The organism is Azospirillum baldaniorum, assembly GCF_003119195.2.
Taxonomy (GTDB): Bacteria; Pseudomonadota; Alphaproteobacteria; order Azospirillales; family Azospirillaceae; genus Azospirillum; species Azospirillum baldaniorum.
In genome coordinates this window covers 477,837-498,836 of sequence record NZ_CP022254.1, presented here as the reverse complement: position 1 = coordinate 498,836, position 21,000 = coordinate 477,837, and the positions used below count along the sequence as shown (strand labels likewise).

Genomic DNA, 21,000 nt, shown 5'->3' with positions numbered 1-21,000 from the left:
GCCTGAGACGGTTCAAAAGCCCGGACAGATATGTGCCACGCGCAGGCGACTTGCCACCGGTGCGCGTCCCTTTCCGGCCGCGTGGGGCGCAGGGGCGGGATGCGGGAACGCCGGGGAGGGGGCGGGGAGGCGCCGGGGAGACGATGATGGGGAGCCACCAAGGAATCGGTTGGCGGCACGGACTCTCTCTGCTATGTTTGTTCATGGAGTGTTCTCTTCCGTGCGGGCCGGGCGGGTTGATCCGGATGGAAGGGGCAAGGCGCTCCGGCGGCGGCGGTTGACCCGTGCCTGTCCCCCGTGCTTTGTGAAGCGCAAGGCGGGGCGGGCATGGACCGGACCACGGATCAAACCGGCCCTGCGAACAGACACCCCCGGTATCCGGACGCCCTTCCGCCGGGCGCCCGAACGGGTCGGATGGGATACCGGGAACCCGCGCTAGGAGACACGTGCGATGAATGTATGGACGTTTACGGGGCGCCTCGGCGCGGACGGTGAGCTTCGCTCCACGCAGAGCGGCGAAAAGGTTCTGGGCTTCCGCGTCGCCAACGACGTCGGGTTCGGCGACCGCAAGACCACCCAGTGGGTGGACTGCTCCATCTGGGGCCGCCGCGCGGAGGCCCTGGCACCGCACCTGACCAAGGGCAAGGCCGTGGTGATCTCCGGCGAGGTTACGCTCCGCGAGTTCGAGAAGCGCGACGGCACCCGCGGCGCCGGCCTTTCGGTGCGTGTCAACGAGATCGACTTCACCGGCGGCCGTGAGGGCGAAGGCGGTGGTGGCGGCGGTTACGGCGGTGGCGGTGGCGGCTACGAGTCGCGTGGCGGCGGTGGTGGCGGTGGCTACGGCGGCGGCAGCAGCGGCGGTGGCGGCTACGGTGGTGGCGGTGGTGGCCGCAGCGGCGGTGGCGCTCCGCCCAAGCACGACGACCTGGACGACGAAATCCCGTTCTGACCACCCGGATGATCGTGAGGGAGGGGACTTTTCCCCCTCCCGTCCGCGACCGGTCGCGGGCTTGTCTTCGCGGAACCTGCGCAGGCCGGGCTTGACGGGGGATGCCTGCCAACCGAGATTCCACGGCGAGCGTCCGTCGTGATCCAGGAGCAGCCATGGCCCCCCAGCGCCGTCACATCCTGCGTGCCCTTGCCGCCGTCGCGGTCGGGGGCGGTGCCGCTACCCTGTCCGGTCCCGCCGCGGCGTTCCGCGTGATTCCGAACGACGATCTGAAGGGTGTGCTGGACGAGGGCTGCGGCGCCACCGCCTATCATCGCCGGATGATCGACGAGGCGGTTCAGGCGGCCGGCGTCTCGTTGACGGAGGAGCAGCGCAACACGCTCCTCTCCCAGATTTCCTGTCCGACCTGCCGTTGCCCGCTCAACCAGATCGACAATCCCGCGGCCGGCCTGCGCTTTTGAGGGGCCTTCGGAGCTCTCCACGACGCCGGGCGCGCCCGGCAACCAAGTCCTTCAGCCCGCGCGGGATGCGCGCGCGGTCGCCCCAGCGCACGACGATCCCGGCGGCGCGGCATTCCGCCGCCAGTTCCCGGCCATTCTCGTAACGGTGCTGGTCGAGCAGCGGCCAGCCGTCCAACCCGCGATAATCGAATGGGCGTCCGTCGAGGAAGTCCCGGAACCCGTCGAAGAAGCGTGGATGCAGGACCACCGGCTTCGCCTCCCGCCAGGAGCGCGCGCCGTAGAAGCGGTTGTTGGTCACCCCGCTCATTGAAGTGATCCCGGACTGGCGCCCGGAGGGGTGTCCAGAACGGCCCGGCTCAACCGGTCGAGCAGAGCCGCCGTCGCGCTAGGACCATGCAGGGCGGCGAGCCGGTCCACCGATTCGACCATCATCGCCCAAGCGACCAACCGGTCCGGTACGCCCTCGCGCCGTCCCTCGGCCCACAGCGAGCGCACCAAGTCCAGCGCCGCCTCGAAGCCCGCCGGACCGTCCGGCGCATCCGCATCCTCGATCATCATCCCCCCGTTGCCGCGTGTCGCCAAACAGCTCCAGGGATATGTAACGTTATATCATAACGTTTAAAAGACCAAAGGACGCCCGCCGGCCAGACCTTGCTGCCTCGTCATGGGGCCTCGCAGGGTCTGGCCGAAGGAGGGATCAGCGCGGGGCGGTGGCGCGGTTCCAGTTGGTGGCGTCCGCCGGATTGCCGGGCATGGGGGCAAGGGCCGGAGCCATCGCGGCGGGCGTGGCGAACAGGGCGTCGAACTGGTCCGCGCTCATGCCGGTGAGGACGAGCGCCTGCCGCTCTTCCGAATAGCGCAGCTGCTCGGAGTCCAGCGTCACGTGGCGCCTCACCGGATGAACCGGCGCGCCGCTGGCCACCACGAGCTGGACCGGCTCGCGCGCCGGGGTGAGGACGACATCCTCCACCGCACCCAGGATGCGGTTCTCGGGAATGGACTGCACCGTCAGCCCGACCAGTTCCAGGGGCGACATCTGCGCCATGGGCCGTTGCGTGGCGCCGGTCTCCGCGCAGGCGCCGAGCGCTGCCAGGGCGCAGGCGGCGAGCAGCCGGGTGGCGGGGCGGGGGGTGAGGCGTCGATGGTTCATGCGGGGCTCCTCCGTCGCGTGGGCAAGGCTATAACGCGGCAGCGGAGCGGAGGGGCAGCGGACCGGACCGGAAAAGGGCGCGGCCAGCCGCGGCCACGCCCCTTGCGCCATCAGGCCCCCATGCCCGCGGTACTTCCTTCAGGTGAGTTTACCGGTCAGGTGAAGACATAGTCGCGGCCGGACATCAGCCCGACGGTATCCACGCTCAGCGACGAGCCGTCCCGGAAGCCGAAGGCGGTGCTGGTGGCCGTGGTGGACACGGTCAGGTCGGCGGCGGAGAAGCCGCGGAACTCGATACGGTCGATCCCCGCTTCGAAATAGCTGATGTCGTCGGTGCCGAAGCCGCCCGGAGCCACGTCGAAGCGGAAGATGTCCGTCGCGCCGTCGCGGTAGCTCACCATATGGTCGTTGCCGGCGCCGGGCAGGAAGACGTCGGACCCGTCGTCGCGCAGCGTGTCGATGAGCCAATCGTCGCCGGTTCCGCCGACCAAAGTGTCGTCGCCGCGCCCGCCCTTCACCGTGTCGTTGCCCGAACCGCCATCCAGCCAGTCATTGCCGGCCCCGCCGAACAGCTGGTCGTCGCCCTGGCGCCCGTACATGCGGTCGTTGCCCGGATCGCCGGCGTAGGGATCGCCCAGCCAGTCGTTCCCAAGCCCACCATCCAGAAAATCGTTGCCGAGCCCCCCGGAGAGCGAATCATTCCCTCCATTGCCATAGACCGTGTCGGCGGAGTCGGTGCCGAGGTAGCGTTCGGCGGCGTTGGTTCCCGAAAACCTGGCCATGGTTGCCTCTCCTCAATGATTAACAAATCGTTAACATTAAGGTGGGGAAAGAGAAAGGTAAAAAAACACTTAACGCATCAGCGCCGATTTTTGCCACGGTCCCTTGGGTCTTGTTGCCCTTGTGTTTCGGTGTTGTTTCCAGATTCGAATATTCGATTTCCAAGCACCGACAACCGGACAAGGAAAAAGGCCGGCGCCTCGCGGCACCGGCCTTTCTGGAAACGGTCTGTTGCGAACGAACGCCGTGTCCGGCGCCTTACGCCTGGGTCGGCGTCGGCATGCCGGGAACCGGCTGATCCGCCGGCGGCGGCATCTCCGGAGGGGTGTCGGGATTCTCAGGCACCGGGTAGGGGTCCGGCGTGGTCGGACGGTCCGGCTGCGGGGTGTTCGGGTTGCTCGGCGGCGGCACCTCGGTGGGCCGTTCCGGCGTCATGGGATCGCTCATGCGGATGGCTCTCTGTGGTTGATAAGGTGTGGGTGGGCGCGTCACTCGGCGGCGCGTTCGACGGCCCGACCGCCGGCCTGGACGTCCTGCCCGGCCCCTTCGATCGTGTTGCAGCCGACGAGCAGCGCGGCAAAGGTCAGGACGAAGCTGGCAAGGGCGATCTGGCGGACGGGGAACGGCATGGAGCGGCTCATGATCCCGAACTCCTCAGTGGATGCTGTTGCTTCGTCAACGGGCCGCCGCGGGCGTTGGTTCCGGCCCATTCGGCGGATTTGCAACAGGGCGGAAGGACAATAAGCCGCCACTTGACGTGGTACGCCGCACGGTCAAGATGGCCGGTTCCGCCACCGGCGGTGACAACCGTACACAAGCGACCGACACCCTGATCATGCCCGACCACGCGATTCCCGCCCCTCTCCTGGCCGACCGTCTGCGCACCCATGCCGGCGAATTGCTGCGGCTGGCCGCCCCGGTCATCGTCTCGCGCGCCGGGCTGGTTGTCATGATGGCGGTGGACACGGCCATCGTCGGCCGCTACAGCGCGCAGGAGTTGGCCTATTACGGGCTGGCCCACCTGCCGGCCAACCTTCTCGTCACCACCGGCGTGGGACTGATGATGGGCGTGGTGGCGGTGACCGCCCATGCCCTTGGCGCCGGCCAGGACGCGGAGTGCGGGCGCATCTGGCGCCGGGCGATTCCCTACGCGCTGCTGCTCGGCATCCTCTTCGCCCTGGCCTCGCTGGCCGGCGAGTCCTTCTTCCGTCTGACCGGCCAGTCCGCGGATTTGGCGGCGGGCGGTGGGCAGGTGATGGCGGTGCTCGGCTACGGCATGCCGGGCATGATGCTGTACGTCGCCACCGGCTTCTTCCTGGAGGGGCTGAAGAGGCCCATTCCGGGCATGGTGGCGATGATCCTCGGCAATCTCCTGAACGCGCTGCTCGCCTGGATGCTGGTTTGGGGGCATGGCGGCTTTCCGGCTCTGGGGGCGGTCGGCTCGGCCTGGGCGACCACGGCGGTGCGCTGGGGGATGGGGCTCGGCCTCGTCTTCTACGCCTGGCACATGAGCGACCACGCCCGCTGGGCGGTGCGCGACCCGGTCCGCGACTGGTGGAGCGGCAGCCGCAAGCAGCGTCATCTCGGCTACGCCGCCGGGGTCAGCCTGGGCGTGGAAAGCGGCGCCTTCGCCACGCTGGGCCTGTTCGCCGGGATGATCTCGCCGCTGGCGCTCGGCGCCTACACGGTCGGTCTGAACCTGACGGCGCTGCCCTTCATGGCGGCGGTCGGGCTGGCCTCGGCCACGGCGGTGCGGGTGGGGGTGGCCTATGGCCGGCGCGACCCGCTGGACATGGCGCTGGCCGGCTGGACCGGGCTGGGAGTCACCAGCCTGATCCTGGCCGGAGTCGGGGTGCTCTACCGCTGGATGCCGGAGCCGCTGGCGGCGATCTACAGCGCCGACCCCCAGCTGATCGCCGCGGTGGCGCCGCTGATCGCCTTCACCGCCTGGGTCCTGGTGGCCGACGGCGGGCAGGTGGTCATGGCGAACGCCCTGCGCGGGCGCGGCGACGCCTGGGTTCCCACCGCGCTGCACTTCATCTCCTACGCGGTGGTGATGATTCCGGTGTCGGCCTTGCTCGCCTTCGGGTTGGAGCGCGGCGCGCGTGGTCTTTTTGAGGGAATTTTGATCGCCAGTGTGGTATCCGTGACCATCCTTTCGCTGCGCTTCGCGCTGTTGAGCCGCCCTCGTCCTGCAAAGGCCGGAGGCCATTGACCTGCAAAGGCCAGAAATCGTGGAACTGCCGGAGCGTTGTGTGCACATGCGAAAGCTGATAGGAATTCTTATATTACATGCAGCGGCCCGAAGGGCCGTGCGGACATGCCCCGTTGAACCTTAAGTGTTGACCTTGAGCGTTGAACAGCAAGCGTTGAACACCGAGCATCGCCGCAGCCCGTAGAATGAGTTTGTCTCCTTGAGCACGACGCCCCTTCCTCCCGCCTCCGACATCGCGCCGGTCACCATCGAAGACGAGATGCGCCGGTCCTATCTCGATTACGCGATGAGCGTGATCGTGAGCCGCGCTCTGCCCGACGTCCGCGACGGGCTGAAGCCGGTGCACCGCCGCATCCTCTACGCGATGAAGGAGGGCGGGTACGATTCGACCAAGCCCTACAAGAAGTCGGCGCGCATCGTCGGCGACGTGATGGGTAAATACCACCCGCACGGCGACAGCGCGATCTACGACGCCATGGTCCGCATGGCGCAGGACTTCTCGATGCGCCTGCCGCTGATCGACGGGCAGGGCAACTTCGGCTCGATGGACGGCGACCCGGCGGCGGCCATGCGCTACACCGAGGCGCGGCTGGCCAAGGCGGCGGAGGCGCTGCTCGACGACATCGACAAGGACACCGTCGATTTCCAGGCCAACTACGACGATTCGGGCAAGGAGCCCACGGTCGTCCCGGCGCGCTTCCCGAACCTGCTGGTCAACGGCGCCGGCGGCATCGCCGTCGGCATGGCGACCAACATCCCCACCCACAATCTGAGTGAGGTGGTGGATGCCTGCTGCGCCTACATCGACAACAACGATGTCACCGACGAAGAGTTGATGGAGTTCGTGCCGGGCCCGGACTTCCCGACGGGCGGCATGATCCTCGGCCGGTCGGGCGTCCGCTCGGCCCTGATGACCGGGCGCGGCTCCGTCATCATCCGCGCCAAGACCGAGATCGAAGAGATCCGCAAGGACCGCTTCGCCATCGTGGCGACGGAGATCCCGTACCAGGTCAACAAGTCCAAGCTGATGGAGCGCATCGGCGAGGTCGTCAACGACAAGACGATCGAGGGCATCGCCGACCTGCGCGACGAGTCGGACCGCGACGGTGTCCGCGTGGTGATCGAGCTGAAGCGCGATGCCGTGCCCGACGTGGTGCTGGCCCAGCTGTTCCGCCACACCCAGCTCCAGACCTCCTTCGGCGTCAACATGCTGGCGCTGAACGGCGGCCGGCCGGAACTGATGAACTTGCGGCAGATCATCGCCGCCTTCGTCCGGTTCCGCGAGCAGGTCATCACCCGGCGCACCGAGTTCCTGCTGGGCAAGGCGCGCGAGCGCGCCCACACCTTGGTCGGTCTGGCCGTCGCCGTCGCCAACCTGGACGCCATGATCGCGCTGATCCGCAGCGCCCCGGACCCCGTCTGGGCGCGCGAGCAGATGATGGAGCGCGAATGGCCGGCCATGGACGTCGCCCCGCTGATCGCGCTCATCGACGAGCCGGGCCGTGGCGTGTCCGAGAACGGCACCTACCGCCTGTCGGAGGAGCAGGCCCGCGCCATCCTCGACCTGCGCCTGCACCGCCTGACCGGGCTGGAGCGCGACCGGATCGGCGCCGAGTTGAAGGACGTCACTGACCAGATCGCCGATTATCTGGAGACTCTGGCCAACCGCGCGAAGCTGCTGGGCATCCTCCGCGACGAACTGGTGGAGATGAAGGAGCGGTTCGGCACCCCGCGCCGCACCGAGATCCAGGAACTGGAGTTCGAGGCCGACATCGAGGACCTGATCCAGCGCGAGGACATGGTCGTCACCGTCAGCCAGTCCGGCTACGTGAAGCGCGTTCCGCTGTCCACATACCGCGCGCAGAAGCGCGGCGGCAAGGGGCGGTCGGGCATGTCGATGAAGGCGGAGGATGCGGTCAGCGACCTGTTCGTCGCCAACACCCACACGCCGCTGCTGCTCTTCTCGTCGCGCGGCATGGTCTACAAGCTGAAGGTCTACCGTCTGCCGCTGGGCAACCCGCAGGCGCGCGGCAAGGCTTTCGTGAACCTGCTGCCGCTGATCGACGGCGAGACCATCACCACCGTCCTGCCGCTGCCCGAGGACGAGGCCGTGTGGGCGGACCTGCACGTGGTCTTCGCCACGTCGAAGGGCAACGTGCGGCGCAACCGCCTGTCGGACTTCGCCAACATCCGCTCCAACGGCCTGATCGCCATGAAGCTGGAAGAGGAGGGCGAGCGTCTGATCGCCGTCCGCACCTGCTCGGAGGCCGACGACGTTCTGCTGGCCACCGGCGGCGGCAAGTGCATCCGCTTTGAGGTCGCCGACGTGCGTGTCTTCGCCGGCCGCACCTCGACCGGCGTGCGCGGCATCCGTCTGGCCGATGGTGACGAGGTCATCTCGATGACCACGCTCCACCACGTCGAGTCCTCGCCCGAGGAGCGCGCCGCCTTCCTGAAGCGCAAGCGCGAGGAAGGCGTCGACATGGAGGGCGAGGCGGCGCCGGAGGCCGACGAGGTGTCGACCGAGTCCGTGACGCTCAGCCCGGAGCGCTACGAGGAGCTGAAGGGCCTGGAGCAGTATGTGCTGACCGTGACCGAGCGCGGCTACGGCAAGCGGACCTCCTCCTACGAGTACCGGGTGACCGGCCGCGGCGGCCAGGGCATCTGGAACATGGAGATGGGCGAGCGCAACGGCTCCATCGTCGCGGCCTTCCCGGTGGAGGACTCGCATCAGGTGATGATGGTGACCAACGGCGGTCAGGTCATCCGCATGCCGATCCACGACGTGCGGATCGCGGGCCGCAAGACGCTGGGCGTCACGCTGTTCCGTGTCGGTGCGGACGAGCGTGTGGTGTCCGTCGCATCCATCGCGGAGGACGAGGACACCAACGGGAACGGGGCCAACGGCAACGGTGGCGATCCGAACGGCGGCGATCCGAACGGCAGCGATCCAAACGGCGGCGGGACGGCCTCCGTGGACGATGCGGCTGGGAACGAGGCCGCTCCTGGCGACACGCCCGGTGATACGATCGAATAAAAAGAGGCGGAAGGTACTCCCATGGCCAAGCGCCGCATCGGTGTCTATCCCGGCACCTTCGACCCGATCACCAACGGTCATATGGACATCATCCAGCGGGCGTCGCGCCTCGTCGATCATCTGATCGTCGGCGTCGCCCGCAACGCCGGCAAAGGCCCGCTCTTCTCGACGGACGAGCGGGTGGCGATGGTGCGGGAGGACGTGACCGCCCTGAACAACGCCGGGGCCAGCATCGAGGTGCGGGCTTTCGACACGCTGCTGATGCATTTCGCGGTGGAGGTGAACGCCACCGTGATCATCCGGGGCCTGCGGGCGGTTTCGGACTTTGAATACGAGTTCCAGATGGCGGGCATGAACGCCCGCCTGAACCCGAAGATCGAGACCATGTTCCTGATGGCCTCGGAGAAGAGCCAGTTCATTTCCTCCCGCTTCGTCAAGGAGATCGGGCGCCTGGGAGGCGACATCCGCGGCTTCGTCAGCGGCCGTGTGGCCGACCATCTGGCCGAACGTTTCGCCCTGGAGGCCGGCAACGGCGACGCCAGCAAGCAGATCCAGACTCTCAAGCAGTGACGGCCAAACAGTGACGGCGCCGGGGCTGCGGCGAAGAGCGAAATTTTTGTGCGCTCCGTCCAACCCCGCTGTTGACCGGGGCGTCACCGCCCCCTATGTTGCGCCCCGCATCGGCAACAGGCCGCATGCTTTTGTGATCCGGTAGCTCAGTCGGTAGAGCACGTGACTTTTAATCATGTGGCCGTGGGTTCGAATCCCACCCGGATCACCATTCCCCTCAATGACTTAGGGCAAGTTTGAGGCCCTGATTTTCCCCCGGTTTGCAATCCAATCACCGGCGGTTTGCAAATTCCGTTCATTTGGCGTTCTTCGGACGCCCTTTCCGACCCTTCCCTTTGGCCGTTCGGGCGGCATCCAGAGAGGCAATCGCGAGCTGCGCATTCCGCTTCTTCGCGGTGTATTTCCTGACCATGGCGACGGTCTGGTGACCCGTCACCGAGGCGATCACCTCCCACTCCATTCCCACTTCGTGCAGCATGGTCGCGGCGGTGTAGCGCAGGCCATGCGTGGTCACGTCTTCGGGCAGCCCCGCCTCGCGGATCGCATCGCTCATGAAGTGGACGAAGCCGTTTGAGGTCATTGGCTTGTGAAAGCGACTCGGCAGGATTGCCATCAGCTTGTGCGTCTCCAGCCAGGGATCGAGCACCGCAACCAGCTCCTGGGCCGCGGGAATCCACAGCCGTTCGTTCGTCTTCTGCTGGGTGACGGAGATGGTGCCAGACCGGTAGTGCTGCCGCATCATGGCGGCCACGTCGCCCGCCCGCTGGCCGGTGTTTAGGAGCAGCTCGAAGGCGACGCGCTCGCGGGTCGTCGTGCCCCACCTCTTGCGGAAGGCGTCGATCTCCGACTCCTCCCACGGGCGGTGCCCGTCTCCGGTCTTCAGCTTCTTGGGCCGTTGGGCCGGGTTGTCCTTCCTCCATCCGCGATCCACGGCGAAGTTCAGCAGGAGCCGCAGCACCTGGATGATGTAGTTTGCTGTACGAGGCGTCTTGGCGAATGCGTCGCGCAGCTCCAGGACGTTCTCCCTCTGGAGCCCCTGCACCGCGAGTGCGCCCCATCCAGAAAAATCGCCGCCCCGGCCTCTGTCTCCGTCGGCGATGGTGGCAAGATGCCGGGTATACGCTTTCCGCGTCTCGTCGGCGAGCTGGAGGAAATCAGGGCTGGCCTTGTACTTCGTGATCAGCGCCGCGAAGGTTCCTGCCCCCGGCTCATCCGATCGAGCGGCAGGCACCGCGTTCAGCTTGGCGTAGGCCTGGGCGAACTCCGGGGAGCGCGGGTCATCGGGCAGCCGGATGCCACTGGCACGGTGGTAGTAGTAGACCCGGCGCGTGCCGTCGGCGAGGCGCTTGGTCACCATGTTCACGCCGGGGAAGTCGACTCGCACCATTACTGTTTTCCGAATGCGGCCTTGAACGGATCGACCGCAGGGGCGTCGTTCATCGGCCCAGGTGCGCTGTCGTTCGCCGGAGATGCTGCGACCAGCCCGGATCGCTGGTCAAGCCACCGGTCGATTGCTCGCTGGTCGTACAACCCGAGGAGTGGATCAGGCCGGGGGAACCCCGCGACCTCCATCTGCGGGCGCTTGTGGGCGAACCACTGCTCGGAACGGTTCAGGTAGGTCGCCACGTCCAGTGCCGTCATGAGGCGTGGCGAGAACGTGAACTTGGGCTTCGGCCTTGCCATGCCTACACCTCTCCCTGCGCCGGGCGGGCAGCTGGCGCGTTGGCGAAACGGGGCCGGTCGTGTCTGCTCCGACCGGCGCGCTTGGCGGCGTTGATCTGGTTGTCGTTCATGGCGATCAGCTTGCCGGCAGGCATGCGCTCAGCCGTGGCCCTCGGGGAGGCCAGCTGCGAGACGCCCGACACGTCCCGGGCTCGTTCCAGCAGCGCCCGGCGGGTCTGCGGGCCGATTTCGCCCGCCGCGAACAGCGCCTCGATTTCCCCCGCCCGCTTCTGGTAGGCGGTCAGGCCGCGCGATCCTTGGGCCATTGATCAACCCTCCGCCCGGCCCGGCAGAGTGCCGGGGAAGTCGTCGTTGGCGGCGGTGCCGGCGGGGTTCTCCGCGGCCTCGACCATGGCCTGCAGCTCGGGCCGGCGCGCGTTGACCAGAACGCGCTTGCTGGTGTCGGTACCGCGGGCCGATTCCTTGCCCGGGCCGTTCCACCACGCGGCGAAGGCGTCCCGGCCTTGGCGCGCGGCGGTGGCGGCCTCCTCGAAGACCTGAGCGGTGATGTCCGATCCGGCGCCGGCGGAGGGCTGGCCGTGGATCTCACCCCGCGCCCACGCGGCAAGCTGGGCGCCGTGCTCTTCGGAGAGCTGGTCACCGTCACGGAACATGCCGCGGTGGATGCCCTCCATCTTGTAGGAGGACGGGTCGCTCAGATCGATGATGCCCCGGCGGTCGGAGGCCAGCCGGAACGAGACGGTCACCTCGAAGAGGAAGCCCGGCGCGGTGGCGGCCTTGAACTTCTCCTTCTTCGTGTCGGGGTCCAGCGTCATCTCCCCGCGGATGCTGAAGATGATCGGGATGCGCCGGGCCAACAGGCTGTTGACCATCAGCTTGTGCGCCATCTTCGGCTTGATGCTGGCCGCCATCTTGTTGGCGTTGCGTGCGCGATCTTCATCGAAGTTCCAGCCCTTCTTGCGGGCTTTCGCTTCGGCGCGGCGGACGGCCCGCTCCAACTCGCTGTCCATCTGGTCGAGGACGCCGCCGACGCCGCGCCACTCCATGCTGAAGCTGTCGAACAGCAGGGCGTCGTAGCCGGCCACCTCCGCGGCTTCGGCCACCTCCGCGTACTGCGCCGGGTGGTGCGGCGGGTCCATCAGCAGGATGTCGAAGTCGAAGTCCCGCTTCAGGTGGAGCAGGCGCCCACCCTCGGTGTCGGCGGCGGCGATTCGTCCTTTCGGACCGGCGATGCCGCGGGCGAGACGGAGCGCGCTGAAGCTCTTGCCGCTGTTGGTCCCGCCGACCAGGGCGACGAACAGGCCGTGGCGGTCGTTGAAGCTGGAGGCCGGAAGAAACTTGATGGGCATGGGGTCACGCTCCGAAGGGGGCTTGCGCGTCGATCGCGCGCTGGATTTCGTTGGAGTTGGCCGGCTTGCGGGAGCGGCGTTCCTGCGCGGCGAACTGCCGGGCGTACTTGCGCTCTTCGTGCTGGGCGGCGGCCCAAGCGGGCGGGCCGACGAGTTGCACCGTGTCCGTGTAGGCGGGCCACTCGTCGGCCGCGCTGCACTCGGCGAACAGGTCGATGGCGTGACGCACGTCCTCGTCCGCCATGGACAGCAGGCCGGGCGTCGGCTCGAAGATGGAGACGCAGTGCGGGGGCTTGGTGGCCTGCACCACCCACAGCCAGCGGGCCCGCTGCCCGGTCAGCAGCTCATTGCCGGTCAGGTAGAGCCGGGCCTGCATGTGGTGCCCCACGTCCCAGATGCGCCGCTCGAAGGCGGACGGCTTGGCGCTCTCGCTGGTCTTGTAGTCCACGATCAGCCGGTCGCCGTCTTGCACCCAATCGAGTCGGTTCTTGATCAGCACCCCGGTCTTGGGGTCCTGCCAGAGGTGGGTTCGCTCCGCCGTGCCGCCGCGCATCAGGCCGGGCGGCAGTTCCGCCTCCAGCACCGCGCGCATCGCCTCGATCTTCGGCAGGTGCTTCTCCAGCAGCGGCGTCTTGCCGGCGGCCTTGGCTTCGGCGCGGGCCTCTTTGGCGGCCTTGGTGCGGTAGGCGTCGGCCTCGATGATGACCAAGCGCTCTTCCCGCAGGTGCGGCTCCAGCCAGACCAGATGGGCGACGGTTCCGACATCGAACTTGGTGTCGTCGGTCTCCTCCGCCTCCGGGTTCATGTGCTCGTGCCAGAAGACGGCGGGGCACTCGTTGACCAGGGTCTTGATACCGCTGGCGCTCAGCGCCGGAAGGCGGTGGTAGGCTTCCGCGGGGATTCCGCCGTAGATGCCCGGCTCAAGCTTCGAAAAATCAGGCATTGCTTCCTACCTCTTTGGAATATAGGGTTCGCTCAACCAATGGGGGCGGTGATGGCGGTGACCGCGCTATATCTGGAAGTGGTCCGGGCTCTTGATGCCCGGCGGCGGGCTCTTGGCTGGTCGATGGCAGAACTGGACGACCGGGCCGGGACGAACGACGGCTATTTCGCGAAAGTCCTGCATGCCGACACGCCTTCCGGTCGTCAGGCTGGGTGGGAAATCCTCGACCTGTTCGCCCAGGCTCTGTTCCCAGCCGGAACTCGTGTTGCGATTGCGCCCGCCTTCCGCGGCCTGAAGCTGCCCGCGCCGGCCAACGAGAACGGTCCCGCCGAACAGCTTCCCCTCGACCTGGACATCGCTGGCCCGTACTGCTCCCTGCGGAGCTGGTACCGCCGCCGCCGGCCGCCGCGGGTCTACCGGGTTGGGGGAGGGCGCCGCCGGGCGTAGCATCAGCGCACCGCCGGCAGGGCGTCGTGCAGCACGCCATCGAGGTAGCGGCCGGCGGCCTTCTTGCCGACGCGATACATCAAGGTGTTGTCAAGCGCTGAGAAAGGCTCAGCCTGAACGCGGACTGCACCAGCATCGTCGGCGAACACGACGTAGCGCTTTACCCAATCGCCATGAATGCCCCCGCGCGGCGGGATTGGGATGTCCTTGACGATGCGGGCGGCATCCATCGGCGCCCACTCGCCCCACTGCTTGAAGAGGAACGGGACGTCAGCGGCGGCGCACTGGTCGCGCAGGGACCGCGCCCAATCCGGGTGCATAGGCCGGGCCTTCGGGCCACTCTCACCACCGACGATCACCCAATCCAAGCTGCGCCAGCCGAAGCTCTGCACGCCAGCGAGGGCGTTCACCGTGAACCTCGCCTTAGTGATATTGGGGTGGCCGTAGAACTCGGCTGGCCCCTCGCTGATTACCACGCGCGTCAGGTCCACCGGCCCCAACAGCGGCTCCATGGACAGGAACCGCACGGCGGCGGGCGTCGCCAGCAGGTGCGGGATGCGCGTCTCCGCCATGGCCTGACTTTCCACGGTCGTGCCCAGCCAGACGTTCGGACGCGGCGTTGCGGGCATCACCTTGCGGGCAACAGCCGGACGCTTGGTCAGCAGCAGCCAGTCGAGGTTAGGCGCCCGGTCGATCAGGTCGAACAGGTCGTTCCGCCACTCGTCCGACACTTCGGCATCGAACACGTCGGCCAGCGAGGCGCAGAACACCCGCATCCGGCGGCCTTCCTTCTCCGCCTTCCGGTTCCACCGCAGCGGCAGGTTCCAGTTCTGCACGCTCGTCCGGCGGCGCGGCTGCCCGGCACCCCACGGCACGCCCAGGCGAGCCTTGCTCAGCGTCTCCGCATAGCAGTGGTCGCAGGCCGGGCTGACCTTCGTGCAGCCGATCCACGGGTTGAACGTCGCGTCGGTCCACTCGATTGCGCTGTTCTCGGCCATCACGCCACCTTCCCGGCGGCCTGGGCCGCGTCGTTGGCCGCGGGCGGGAGGGCGAGGGCAGTGGCCGTCTGCTGGGCCGCCTGCTGCCGGAGCCAGAACCCAAGCTGCCCGCAGCACCGGCTGTGCGTGTGCCGCTGGTGGGCCAGTTCCTTCCGGGCGGCAACCGCCGACCAGTCGCAGCCGTCGAACCGGACGGCCGGGGATTCCGGGTGATTGCGCAGCCACCGCAGCACGCCGCACAGGTTCTGCGCGGTGGCCCGGTGCCGCTCCGCCCGCTCGCGCCACTTGGCGACCATCTCCGCCGGGCTGAACGGCGGCTGGTAGGCGGCGGACCGCTCCAGTGCCTTCGCCCGGCCGGACGTGTGGGCGTGGTCGTCCATCAGCTCCAGCTCGTCCACGGTCATGGGGGAGTGCAGCACCGCGCCCTGGATCAGGTGGGCGTGGGCCGCCTCGATGGTGCCGACGACCCGGCCAGCGACGCGGATCGTCAGGGAGGTGCTATGCGGCACCGGCGCGAGTTCGGGCACCATGGCGGGCCTCAGAACGGCAGGTGATCGGCGGCGCCGACGTTGGCGGCGGAGAGCGTCTTGACGATTTGGCCGGTCGAGGCGACCAGCACGACGCGCTTCTCGACCTTCAAGCCGGACTCGTTGTAGCCGCCGGTCTTGCGTTCGTAAGCGGTCAGGCGGTCCTTCGCCTCGTGCTCGCTCTCGAAGGCTTCCTCGACGTCGATCATGTCCATGAACCGGCCGACGACGAAGAAGCGCTCCTCGGACTTCGGCGGTTCGGGGATCAGCACATTCAGGGAGCCGGTGTAGCTCTCGCCCTTCTGGATCACGAGAAGGCGCCCTTCGTCATCCTTGAACGTGACGGTGGTGATCGCGCCGCCGACCTGGGTGAACTCCACGTTCACGCCGGACAGGGCGACCTCTTCGACTTCCTTGACGATCTTCAGCTTCATGGGGGCTCGCTTCTGGAGAAGAGGGCCGGCGGGCGACCTGCACGCCCACCGGCCAGTGGACCCGCCGTAACGACCTGCCAGGGCTGGACGGCGGGGAGGGGCTTCCTCTGACGCCTCAAGCCCGCTGGGATCATCCATGCGGGCGGAGGCGCCGGAGCGCGGCTATGGGGCGGGGCGGTTACCAGCCGGGGAAGGCGCGGCGCAGGGCGTCGAGGAGGTCGCGTTCCTGGCGGGACATCGCTCAGGCTTCCGGCAGCACGACGCCGCGGTCAGTCAGCGACTTGCGGCATTCCGCGATCTGCTGGCGCAGACCGGAGACGATCAGGGCCTTGATGGCGTCGGTGTGCGTATTCGGGAGCGCGATGTCGTAACCGCAGGACCGGACGTCGAACTTGCCGGCTTCGACACGCTCCAGGAACTCCGCCGTGCGCTTCATGCGGTCGTTGGTTTCGCGAACGGCGTTGAGGTCTTCGATTTTCAAACCCGCCTCCCACTCGCCCAGAGGGGCCGACGCACCGCGCGCCGGCCAAGTCTGGGAGGACCACCCATCCGGGCTACGGGACATCCGTTCGGGTGGGTGTGGGGCAAGAGTGCATGGGGCATTTATGCCCCGTCAAGGGCTTTTTTGCCCCGAGACAAATTCGGGGTATGTCGGCACTCTCGCATGAGTGGCGTTAGGCCCCCGAGCGCATACTGCGATATGCATGGAGCGTAAAATGAGGACTTTGGCTTTAGCCGCCGTCATTGTTTGCGTTGCTTCCGCGGCTTCAGCCGAATGGGTGTCGTGGAGGGTTGTTGGGGGCTGGGAAATAGAAACAAATGGTATATCCTGCATTGCAGGCGCAAAGTATAAAAACGGTAGTAGACTATCCTTTGCGATTGCCAATAATGGCGGCGCAGCCATCAGCTTTTTCCGAAGTGAGTGGAAGATACCTGAGGGGGTTTATTCTGTTTATTTGTCAATGGATGGCAGGAATGAAAATAACTACGAGGCTAAGGGTGTCGATAATAGCGTAATTATATCATTTCGCCTTAACGAAACATTTATTGAGGCATTTCGCAACGGCAACGTCTTGTCGGCAAGAATTGGAAGTGCATTCTATCAGTATAATCTTACAAATACTAAGCAGATGCTGCCTGAGCTTATTAGGTGTGCAGCAAATCTTGGAGATGTAAATCGTGAAAGCAATCCTTTCTCAGGTAATTCTGCTCCCTATGTGGGAGATAGAGTGATAAGGTCGCCGAATCCTTTCCAATAATCTTGGGTGCCTTTTGATGTGTAGTTTTAGAGGGTGCTGTGGTTATTGAAAATATAAGGCGAGCTTTCCCGACCTTGTGCTCGTTTCTTCTGGGTTCTAACTTGGCACTCGCTGCCGATCTGACCGGCACCGCGTCGGTGATCGACGGCGACACGCTGGAGATCAGGGGCACACGCGTCCGCCTGCACGGGATCGACGCGCCGGAGAGTCAGCAGCTCTGTCAGGACGGCGCCGGGAAGGACTGGCGCTGCGGGCAGAAGGCCGCGCTTGCGCTTTCGGACCGGATCGGGCGGCGCCCGGTGACTTGCGAGCGGAAGGACAAGGACCGCTATGGCCGAGTCGTCGCCGCGTGCTTCGTCGGCGGTGAGAACCTGAACGCCTGGATGGCCACCAACGGCTGGGCCATGGCCTACCGTCAGTACAGCAAGGATTACGTGGGGGCCGAGGCGACGGCCAGGGCGGCGCGGGCCGGCATCTGGGCCGGAACCTTCCAGCCGCCGTGGGAATGGCGCGCGACGAAGCGTGAGGGCAAGCCGCAGGCAGCCAACCAGAGCCGCCCGGCGCCTGCTCCGACCTCGACAGGCGCTCCGTCCAGCGGCTGCCAGATCAAGGGCAACATCAACTCGAAGGGCGAGCGGATCTACCACGTCCCCGGCGGACGGTTTTACGACCAGACGCGGATCGACACGAGCGACGGTGAGCGGTGGTTCTGCAGCGAGGACGAGGCGCAGGCTGCGGGCTGGCGGCGGGCGGGACAGTGAGGTAGCCGCGCAGTCACGTCCGCATACTCTTAGGTGCCGTATTTCTCGCCGGGTTCATAACCGTCCTGCACGCTCAGCGCTGAGTGGGAGTGATGTGCACGCGGATAAATATTGAGCGATCGGAATAAACTAGGAGAGAGTCGTGGAGAAGATGAAGTACTTGATACCTCCAATGTTGGTGGTAGACGAATTGCCCGAGGGTGAACGTGAAGCAGCTATCGTTATCTGTGACTTGCTGTCAGCATTGTCTACCCATGTTAGCGATTTTGAAAGTGCGGTGATGTTGCTTGATTACTCAGAGTCCATCAGGTTATCACTATGGAATGAGTCAAGCGAGGCCAGGGCTCGCCCAGACATATTAAAGCACGGTCCGGAATTTTACTTGGAGAAAGTGCATGGCCCTCTGCGCGCTACCAAAATTCCGTCGTCTTGGTCGGTCATTGCGGCGAAAGATGCCGCAATGACTGTATATCATGCGCACTATCTTATTTCTGAGATTTGCGCACTATTGCAAGCTTGCTCAGACTTGAGAAGTATCATTGATCAATCGAAACTCTCTGAGGCTACAGAGATTTTTAACAATAGCTTCCCGAAGGCCAAGCAAATAAGGAACACCGTAGCGCACTCCGCTGAAATCCTAAGAGACAAACAAAAAAATGGATTTAGAGGTAAAACAGGTAATGGTTGGCTGAAGAAAGCGAAGGGAAGCCTTGTCACAATCGTGAACACGCTCATGGGACGCGATCTTCATATGACGCGAAAAGGTGAATTGTTATCATTGCCGGTTACCCAGCAATCTTTGACTCAGATTCGACTTTCTATCGAAGCTATGTTTGATGCATTCGAAGCGGCGGCACAAATTACTCGAGAGCGTTACAAATCTACGAGGCTTTCAGAGAGTCCAGAAAGACCTTCGCAACATTGATAATGTTGAAGCAACCGTCCACCGCGACCCTCCCATCTGCATGATCACTTATGAAGGCCGAAGGGTCATCATTCTCCATGGCGTCACAGAGCGCGCGCGCCGCCTTGATCAAATCGACCTCTTCTAGGTATCGACATTCGCTGCACATGATTGCCTTCTCCGTCGCGGTTCGCGGCGAGTCTAAGACATTCTGAACGTATCTGGTAGGGGAGTGTCTTTTCGTGAGCAGCAAGCCAATCGGCTCGACAATAGGGTGAGCGGGAGGCGTAACACCACCAGGTCGCCTTCGGGCGCCCTTCGCGTTTCCAGACTGGAGCGTCAACGGCGAGCCAGCCGCCTACCTGGGGGTGGAGCCGCCGTCCGGAAATAGGACAGCACGTAGACCCGCACAGCGCTGGACAGGCTGCCGGCGGACAGAGTTTCCAGCTCGCCAGCGAGGCGGGTGCAGAGCGTGCCCACCGTCACCTCCTCCCGCCGGGCGATCTCAACCAGCCCGTCCCAGAAAGCGGCCTCCAGCCGCATACTGGTGCGGCGACCATTGATGAAGACGTTCCGGGGTTTCCGAGCCGCTTGCATGGCAACTCCACAACAATTTCCACGCGCATGTGTGATCGTTGTAGAAGTGGAAATCATGTGATGAACTTCACATAGAATCCGAACAGATTGCTGTGGTGCATAACGTTTGCGCGCAAGCGCTGAGATCACAACGGGATCGCCGACAGTCCGCAATCCCCGTGGCCGATCCTTCGCGCCTGCCCCTCGAAGGCCGCTCGCTCCTCCTCCTCGGGCTCCCTGACGACCAGGGCGTCCCGGCGTTCCGCGCACGGGCTGCCGAGCAGCATGGCCGCAGCAACGGCGCGTGCCCGGCCGGCGTCGCGCGCAGAAACCACGGCGCGGCAGCGACTGTCCTCCACGACGAAAAGCTGACGGGGCTGCTGCTCGGGCATGGCGAACTCCATAATGCGTGTTCGCATTATGTTCACGTTCACGGCGCCGAGAGTCAAGGGCTGCCGGCGCGTGCTACGCGCTCATCAACTCGGCAGCGGTCATGATGCGGTGGACCTTCTTCACGCGCTCAATTGGGTATGCAAGATCGTCGCGCGGCGGGTTGTACTGACGGCAGATGTAGGCGCCTCCTGCCTTTTTCAGGAGTCGCTTAACGTAGCAGTGGCCGGATCGGCCTTCATGGCCATCGTACATCTCAATGATCACGTCATCGCCGGGACGGGCTGGACGGCCTGGATGCACATAAACTAGGTCCCCCTCCTCATATCGAGGGTCCATGCTGGTGCCTATCACGTAGATGCCGAACGCGCCCTCGACGCCTATGAGACCGGGCGGGCGGCGGACGTAATCGACGATCTGGCCGTTGAACTCGAAGTCGGCGTCGTCGCCGCCAACTGCCACGCCGTAAACTGGAACATCTCTGGGCATCTGGGAAATCGCTGGGATAGAGACGACACGTTCCGGCTGCACCTCAGTCGGGCCGTATTCCGGCACGCGCGGACCAGGCGTCGCCGCGGCGGGGGGCTGAGAGAAGGCTTCCGGGCCAGGGGCGGGAGTTTCCTGCTCAGTGCCGAGCAACTCAGCGAGCGTGCAACCCAAGGCATTTGCGATCTTGAGCAGGCTGTCGCTGCGGGGATTCCGCACGCTCCCGCTCTCGATCTTTTTTACGGCAGAGTCGTTGAGCCCGGCGCGCAGCGATAGATCGCGCTGCGACATACCAAGCTCCTCACGTCTCCGCTTCAGCTCATTCTGCAGGTGGGTGCGTTCCATGGTGGGGCAATTATGCCACGCACCAAAGGAGGTAATCTCGGGGCAAATAGGCCCTTGCGAATGGGGCATTAATGCCCCATGATTGGCGTCCATGAAGACCCGAGAACGCATCATTGCACGCATCGAACGGTTCCTCATTGAGACTGGAATGACCGCACGCGAATTCGGTCTTCAGTCGGTGGGGGATCATAAGTTTGTCGCCCGGCTCAAGCAGGGGGCAGTCACGCTCAGCCGCATAGAGCGCGCCGAGGCATTCATCGCGGCATACAAGTCCCGACTTCAGCCCTCGCGCGGCTCGTCCGTCAGCGCGCACGCCACCGAATAGACCAGTTCCAGACGGGGCCGCTGGGTGGGCGGCTCCTCGACCCGCATGCGGATCACGCCGCCGGACATGCGCAGGGCCGGAAGGCCCCACACCCGGACACCACAGATTTCGGAGGCACCATGGGGAATAGGATCGCGGGTCATGCGCTTCCGGGCATCCGCCGCCGGGTCGGACTTCTCCAGTCCACCATGACGGCCATTCTGCCGGGCCGCGGGGCGCCGTTCGAGGGCGCGGGCGGGGAAGGGGATGACCATTCCGTTGGTGGCCCTGCCACTTTCGGCACGCGCGCCGCTCTGGCCGTCCTGGGCCTGCCCCTGCTGGTGCTGATCGTGACGGTCCTCGCCGTCGTGCTCGGGGGTCGGTGACATGGTTGCCGCCTCTCAACTGTCGTTGCTCCGGGCTCACGTGCCG

Annotated in this window: 28 protein-coding genes and 1 tRNA gene; 10 read left to right on the top strand and 19 right to left on the bottom strand. The window is 65.6% G+C overall.

The annotated features are described in order from the left end of the window. The first annotated feature begins 451 nt into the window (after positions 1–451). Positions 452–949, top strand: a complete 498-nt coding sequence (locus Sp245p_RS16665) for a single-stranded DNA-binding protein (protein WP_014197267.1) — start codon at positions 452–454, stop codon at positions 947–949. A gap of 155 nt (positions 950–1,104) precedes the next feature. Next, positions 1,105–1,410, top strand: a complete 306-nt coding sequence (locus Sp245p_RS16660; protein WP_014197265.1) for a hypothetical protein — start codon at positions 1,105–1,107, stop codon at positions 1,408–1,410. Here Sp245p_RS16660 and Sp245p_RS16655 read toward each other — a convergent pair. The 6 genes from Sp245p_RS16655 to Sp245p_RS16630 form a co-directional block, all read right to left on the bottom strand. Further along, positions 1,370–1,717 carry a hypothetical protein gene (locus Sp245p_RS16655; protein WP_014197264.1) on the bottom strand — a complete coding sequence of 116 codons (348 nt, stop codon included), beginning with the start codon at positions 1,715–1,717 and terminating at the stop codon, positions 1,370–1,372. The two genes, Sp245p_RS16660 and Sp245p_RS16655, sit on opposite strands and share 41 nt — an antisense overlap. Continuing rightward, complete coding sequence (locus Sp245p_RS16650; RefSeq protein ID WP_014197263.1) at positions 1,714–1,968, bottom strand: hypothetical protein; 255 nt, start codon at positions 1,966–1,968, stop codon at positions 1,714–1,716. The genes Sp245p_RS16655 and Sp245p_RS16650 overlap by 4 nt, the downstream gene beginning before the upstream one ends. A gap of 139 nt (positions 1,969–2,107) precedes the next feature. Next, positions 2,108–2,560, bottom strand: coding sequence for a hypothetical protein (locus Sp245p_RS16645; RefSeq protein ID WP_014197262.1), 453 nt, complete (start codon positions 2,558–2,560; stop codon positions 2,108–2,110). Positions 2,561–2,715: 155 nt separating this feature from the next. Beyond that, positions 2,716–3,342, bottom strand: a complete 627-nt coding sequence (locus Sp245p_RS36280; RefSeq protein ID WP_014197261.1) for a calcium-binding protein — start codon at positions 3,340–3,342, stop codon at positions 2,716–2,718. A gap of 256 nt (positions 3,343–3,598) precedes the next feature. Next, positions 3,599–3,787, bottom strand: a complete 189-nt coding sequence (locus Sp245p_RS16635) for a hypothetical protein (protein ID WP_014197260.1) — start codon at positions 3,785–3,787, stop codon at positions 3,599–3,601. Between the two features lie 41 nt (positions 3,788–3,828). Further along, on the bottom strand, positions 3,829–3,981 hold the full coding sequence (locus tag Sp245p_RS16630) for an entericidin A/B family lipoprotein (RefSeq protein ID WP_014197259.1): 153 nt from the start codon (positions 3,979–3,981) through the stop codon (positions 3,829–3,831). A gap of 116 nt (positions 3,982–4,097) precedes the next feature. Between Sp245p_RS16630 and Sp245p_RS16625 the strand changes: the two genes are divergently transcribed. From Sp245p_RS16625 to Sp245p_RS16610, 4 genes are all read left to right on the top strand, one after another. Further along, positions 4,098–5,555 carry an MATE family efflux transporter gene (locus Sp245p_RS16625; RefSeq protein ID WP_246119785.1) on the top strand — a complete coding sequence of 486 codons (1,458 nt, stop codon included), beginning with the start codon at positions 4,098–4,100 and terminating at the stop codon, positions 5,553–5,555. A 199-nt stretch (positions 5,556–5,754) separates the two neighbouring features. After that, complete coding sequence (gene gyrA, locus Sp245p_RS16620) at positions 5,755–8,592, top strand: DNA gyrase subunit A (RefSeq protein WP_014197256.1); 2,838 nt, start codon at positions 5,755–5,757, stop codon at positions 8,590–8,592. A 21-nt stretch (positions 8,593–8,613) separates the two neighbouring features. Beyond that, the gene (gene coaD, locus Sp245p_RS16615) at positions 8,614–9,162 is read left to right on the top strand and encodes a pantetheine-phosphate adenylyltransferase (RefSeq protein WP_014197255.1); all 549 of its coding nucleotides are present in this window, start codon (positions 8,614–8,616) and stop codon (positions 9,160–9,162) included. A gap of 135 nt (positions 9,163–9,297) precedes the next feature. Next, a tRNA-Lys gene (locus Sp245p_RS16610) sits at positions 9,298–9,373 on the top strand. An 84-nt stretch (positions 9,374–9,457) separates the two neighbouring features. On the opposite strand, the gene Sp245p_RS16605 is transcribed toward Sp245p_RS16610, so the two are convergent. Genes Sp245p_RS16605 through Sp245p_RS16585 form a run of 5 tightly spaced genes read right to left on the bottom strand, consistent with a single transcriptional unit; the run spans position 9,458 to position 13,137 of the window. Continuing rightward, the gene (locus Sp245p_RS16605) at positions 9,458–10,549 is read right to left on the bottom strand and encodes a tyrosine-type recombinase/integrase (protein ID WP_014197252.1); all 1,092 of its coding nucleotides are present in this window, start codon (positions 10,547–10,549) and stop codon (positions 9,458–9,460) included. Continuing rightward, a complete protein-coding gene (locus tag Sp245p_RS16600; RefSeq protein WP_014197251.1) occupies positions 10,549–10,845 on the bottom strand; it encodes a hypothetical protein in 297 nt (98 codons plus the stop codon). Before Sp245p_RS16600 ends, Sp245p_RS16605 begins: the two co-directional genes overlap by 1 nt. A gap of 2 nt (positions 10,846–10,847) precedes the next feature. Then, the gene (locus tag Sp245p_RS16595) at positions 10,848–11,150 is read right to left on the bottom strand and encodes a hypothetical protein (RefSeq protein ID WP_014197250.1); all 303 of its coding nucleotides are present in this window, start codon (positions 11,148–11,150) and stop codon (positions 10,848–10,850) included. Between the two features lie 3 nt (positions 11,151–11,153). Continuing rightward, positions 11,154–12,194 carry a hypothetical protein gene (locus Sp245p_RS16590; protein ID WP_014197249.1) on the bottom strand — a complete coding sequence of 347 codons (1,041 nt, stop codon included), beginning with the start codon at positions 12,192–12,194 and terminating at the stop codon, positions 11,154–11,156. Between the two features lie 4 nt (positions 12,195–12,198). Next, complete coding sequence (locus Sp245p_RS16585) at positions 12,199–13,137, bottom strand: PD-(D/E)XK nuclease-like domain-containing protein (protein ID WP_014197248.1); 939 nt, start codon at positions 13,135–13,137, stop codon at positions 12,199–12,201. Positions 13,138–13,188: 51 nt separating this feature from the next. Here Sp245p_RS16585 and Sp245p_RS16580 point away from each other — a divergent pair, with 51 nt between their 5' ends. Beyond that, positions 13,189–13,584 (top strand): hypothetical protein, encoded by a 396-nt coding sequence (locus tag Sp245p_RS16580; protein WP_014197247.1) that lies wholly within the window; start codon positions 13,189–13,191, stop codon positions 13,582–13,584. Between the two features lie 2 nt (positions 13,585–13,586). On the opposite strand, the gene Sp245p_RS16575 is transcribed toward Sp245p_RS16580, so the two are convergent. From Sp245p_RS16575 to Sp245p_RS16560, 4 genes are all read right to left on the bottom strand, one after another. Then, the gene (locus Sp245p_RS16575) at positions 13,587–14,582 is read right to left on the bottom strand and encodes a phage Gp37/Gp68 family protein (protein ID WP_014197246.1); all 996 of its coding nucleotides are present in this window, start codon (positions 14,580–14,582) and stop codon (positions 13,587–13,589) included. Continuing rightward, entirely contained in the window at positions 14,582–15,112 is a 531-nt protein-coding gene (locus Sp245p_RS16570) for a hypothetical protein (RefSeq protein WP_014197245.1), read from the bottom strand. The genes Sp245p_RS16575 and Sp245p_RS16570 overlap by 1 nt, the downstream gene beginning before the upstream one ends. An 8-nt stretch (positions 15,113–15,120) precedes the next feature. Next, positions 15,121–15,543 carry a hypothetical protein gene (locus tag Sp245p_RS16565; protein ID WP_014197244.1) on the bottom strand — a complete coding sequence of 141 codons (423 nt, stop codon included), beginning with the start codon at positions 15,541–15,543 and terminating at the stop codon, positions 15,121–15,123. Positions 15,544–15,784: 241 nt separating this feature from the next. After that, on the bottom strand, positions 15,785–16,024 hold the full coding sequence (locus tag Sp245p_RS16560) for a hypothetical protein (protein WP_014197243.1): 240 nt from the start codon (positions 16,022–16,024) through the stop codon (positions 15,785–15,787). 235 nt (positions 16,025–16,259) lie between these two features. Between Sp245p_RS16560 and Sp245p_RS16555 the strand changes: the two genes are divergently transcribed. The 3 genes from Sp245p_RS16555 (at position 16,260) to Sp245p_RS16545 (ending at position 18,488) form a co-directional block, all read left to right on the top strand. Further along, positions 16,260–16,802, top strand: coding sequence for a hypothetical protein (locus tag Sp245p_RS16555; RefSeq protein ID WP_129557185.1), 543 nt, complete (start codon positions 16,260–16,262; stop codon positions 16,800–16,802). A 101-nt stretch (positions 16,803–16,903) separates the two neighbouring features. Next, positions 16,904–17,563 (top strand): thermonuclease family protein, encoded by a 660-nt coding sequence (locus Sp245p_RS16550; protein ID WP_014197240.1) that lies wholly within the window; start codon positions 16,904–16,906, stop codon positions 17,561–17,563. Positions 17,564–17,705: 142 nt separating this feature from the next. Then, complete coding sequence (locus tag Sp245p_RS16545; RefSeq protein ID WP_129557184.1) at positions 17,706–18,488, top strand: hypothetical protein; 783 nt, start codon at positions 17,706–17,708, stop codon at positions 18,486–18,488. 318 nt (positions 18,489–18,806) lie between these two features. On the opposite strand, the gene Sp245p_RS16540 is transcribed toward Sp245p_RS16545, so the two are convergent. The 4 genes from Sp245p_RS16540 to Sp245p_RS16525 form a co-directional block, all read right to left on the bottom strand. Beyond that, a complete protein-coding gene (locus Sp245p_RS16540; protein ID WP_063958388.1) occupies positions 18,807–19,064 on the bottom strand; it encodes a ribbon-helix-helix domain-containing protein in 258 nt (85 codons plus the stop codon). Between the two features lie 125 nt (positions 19,065–19,189). Then, complete coding sequence (locus Sp245p_RS16535) at positions 19,190–19,435, bottom strand: hypothetical protein (RefSeq protein ID WP_129557183.1); 246 nt, start codon at positions 19,433–19,435, stop codon at positions 19,190–19,192. 73 nt (positions 19,436–19,508) lie between these two features. Beyond that, positions 19,509–20,264: an XRE family transcriptional regulator gene (locus Sp245p_RS16530; RefSeq protein WP_158310409.1), complete on the bottom strand. Its 756-nt coding sequence runs from the start codon at positions 20,262–20,264 to the stop codon at positions 19,509–19,511. A gap of 279 nt (positions 20,265–20,543) precedes the next feature. Continuing rightward, positions 20,544–20,957, bottom strand: coding sequence for a hypothetical protein (locus Sp245p_RS16525; protein ID WP_014197234.1), 414 nt, complete (start codon positions 20,955–20,957; stop codon positions 20,544–20,546). Positions 20,958–21,000: the final 43 nt, after the last annotated feature.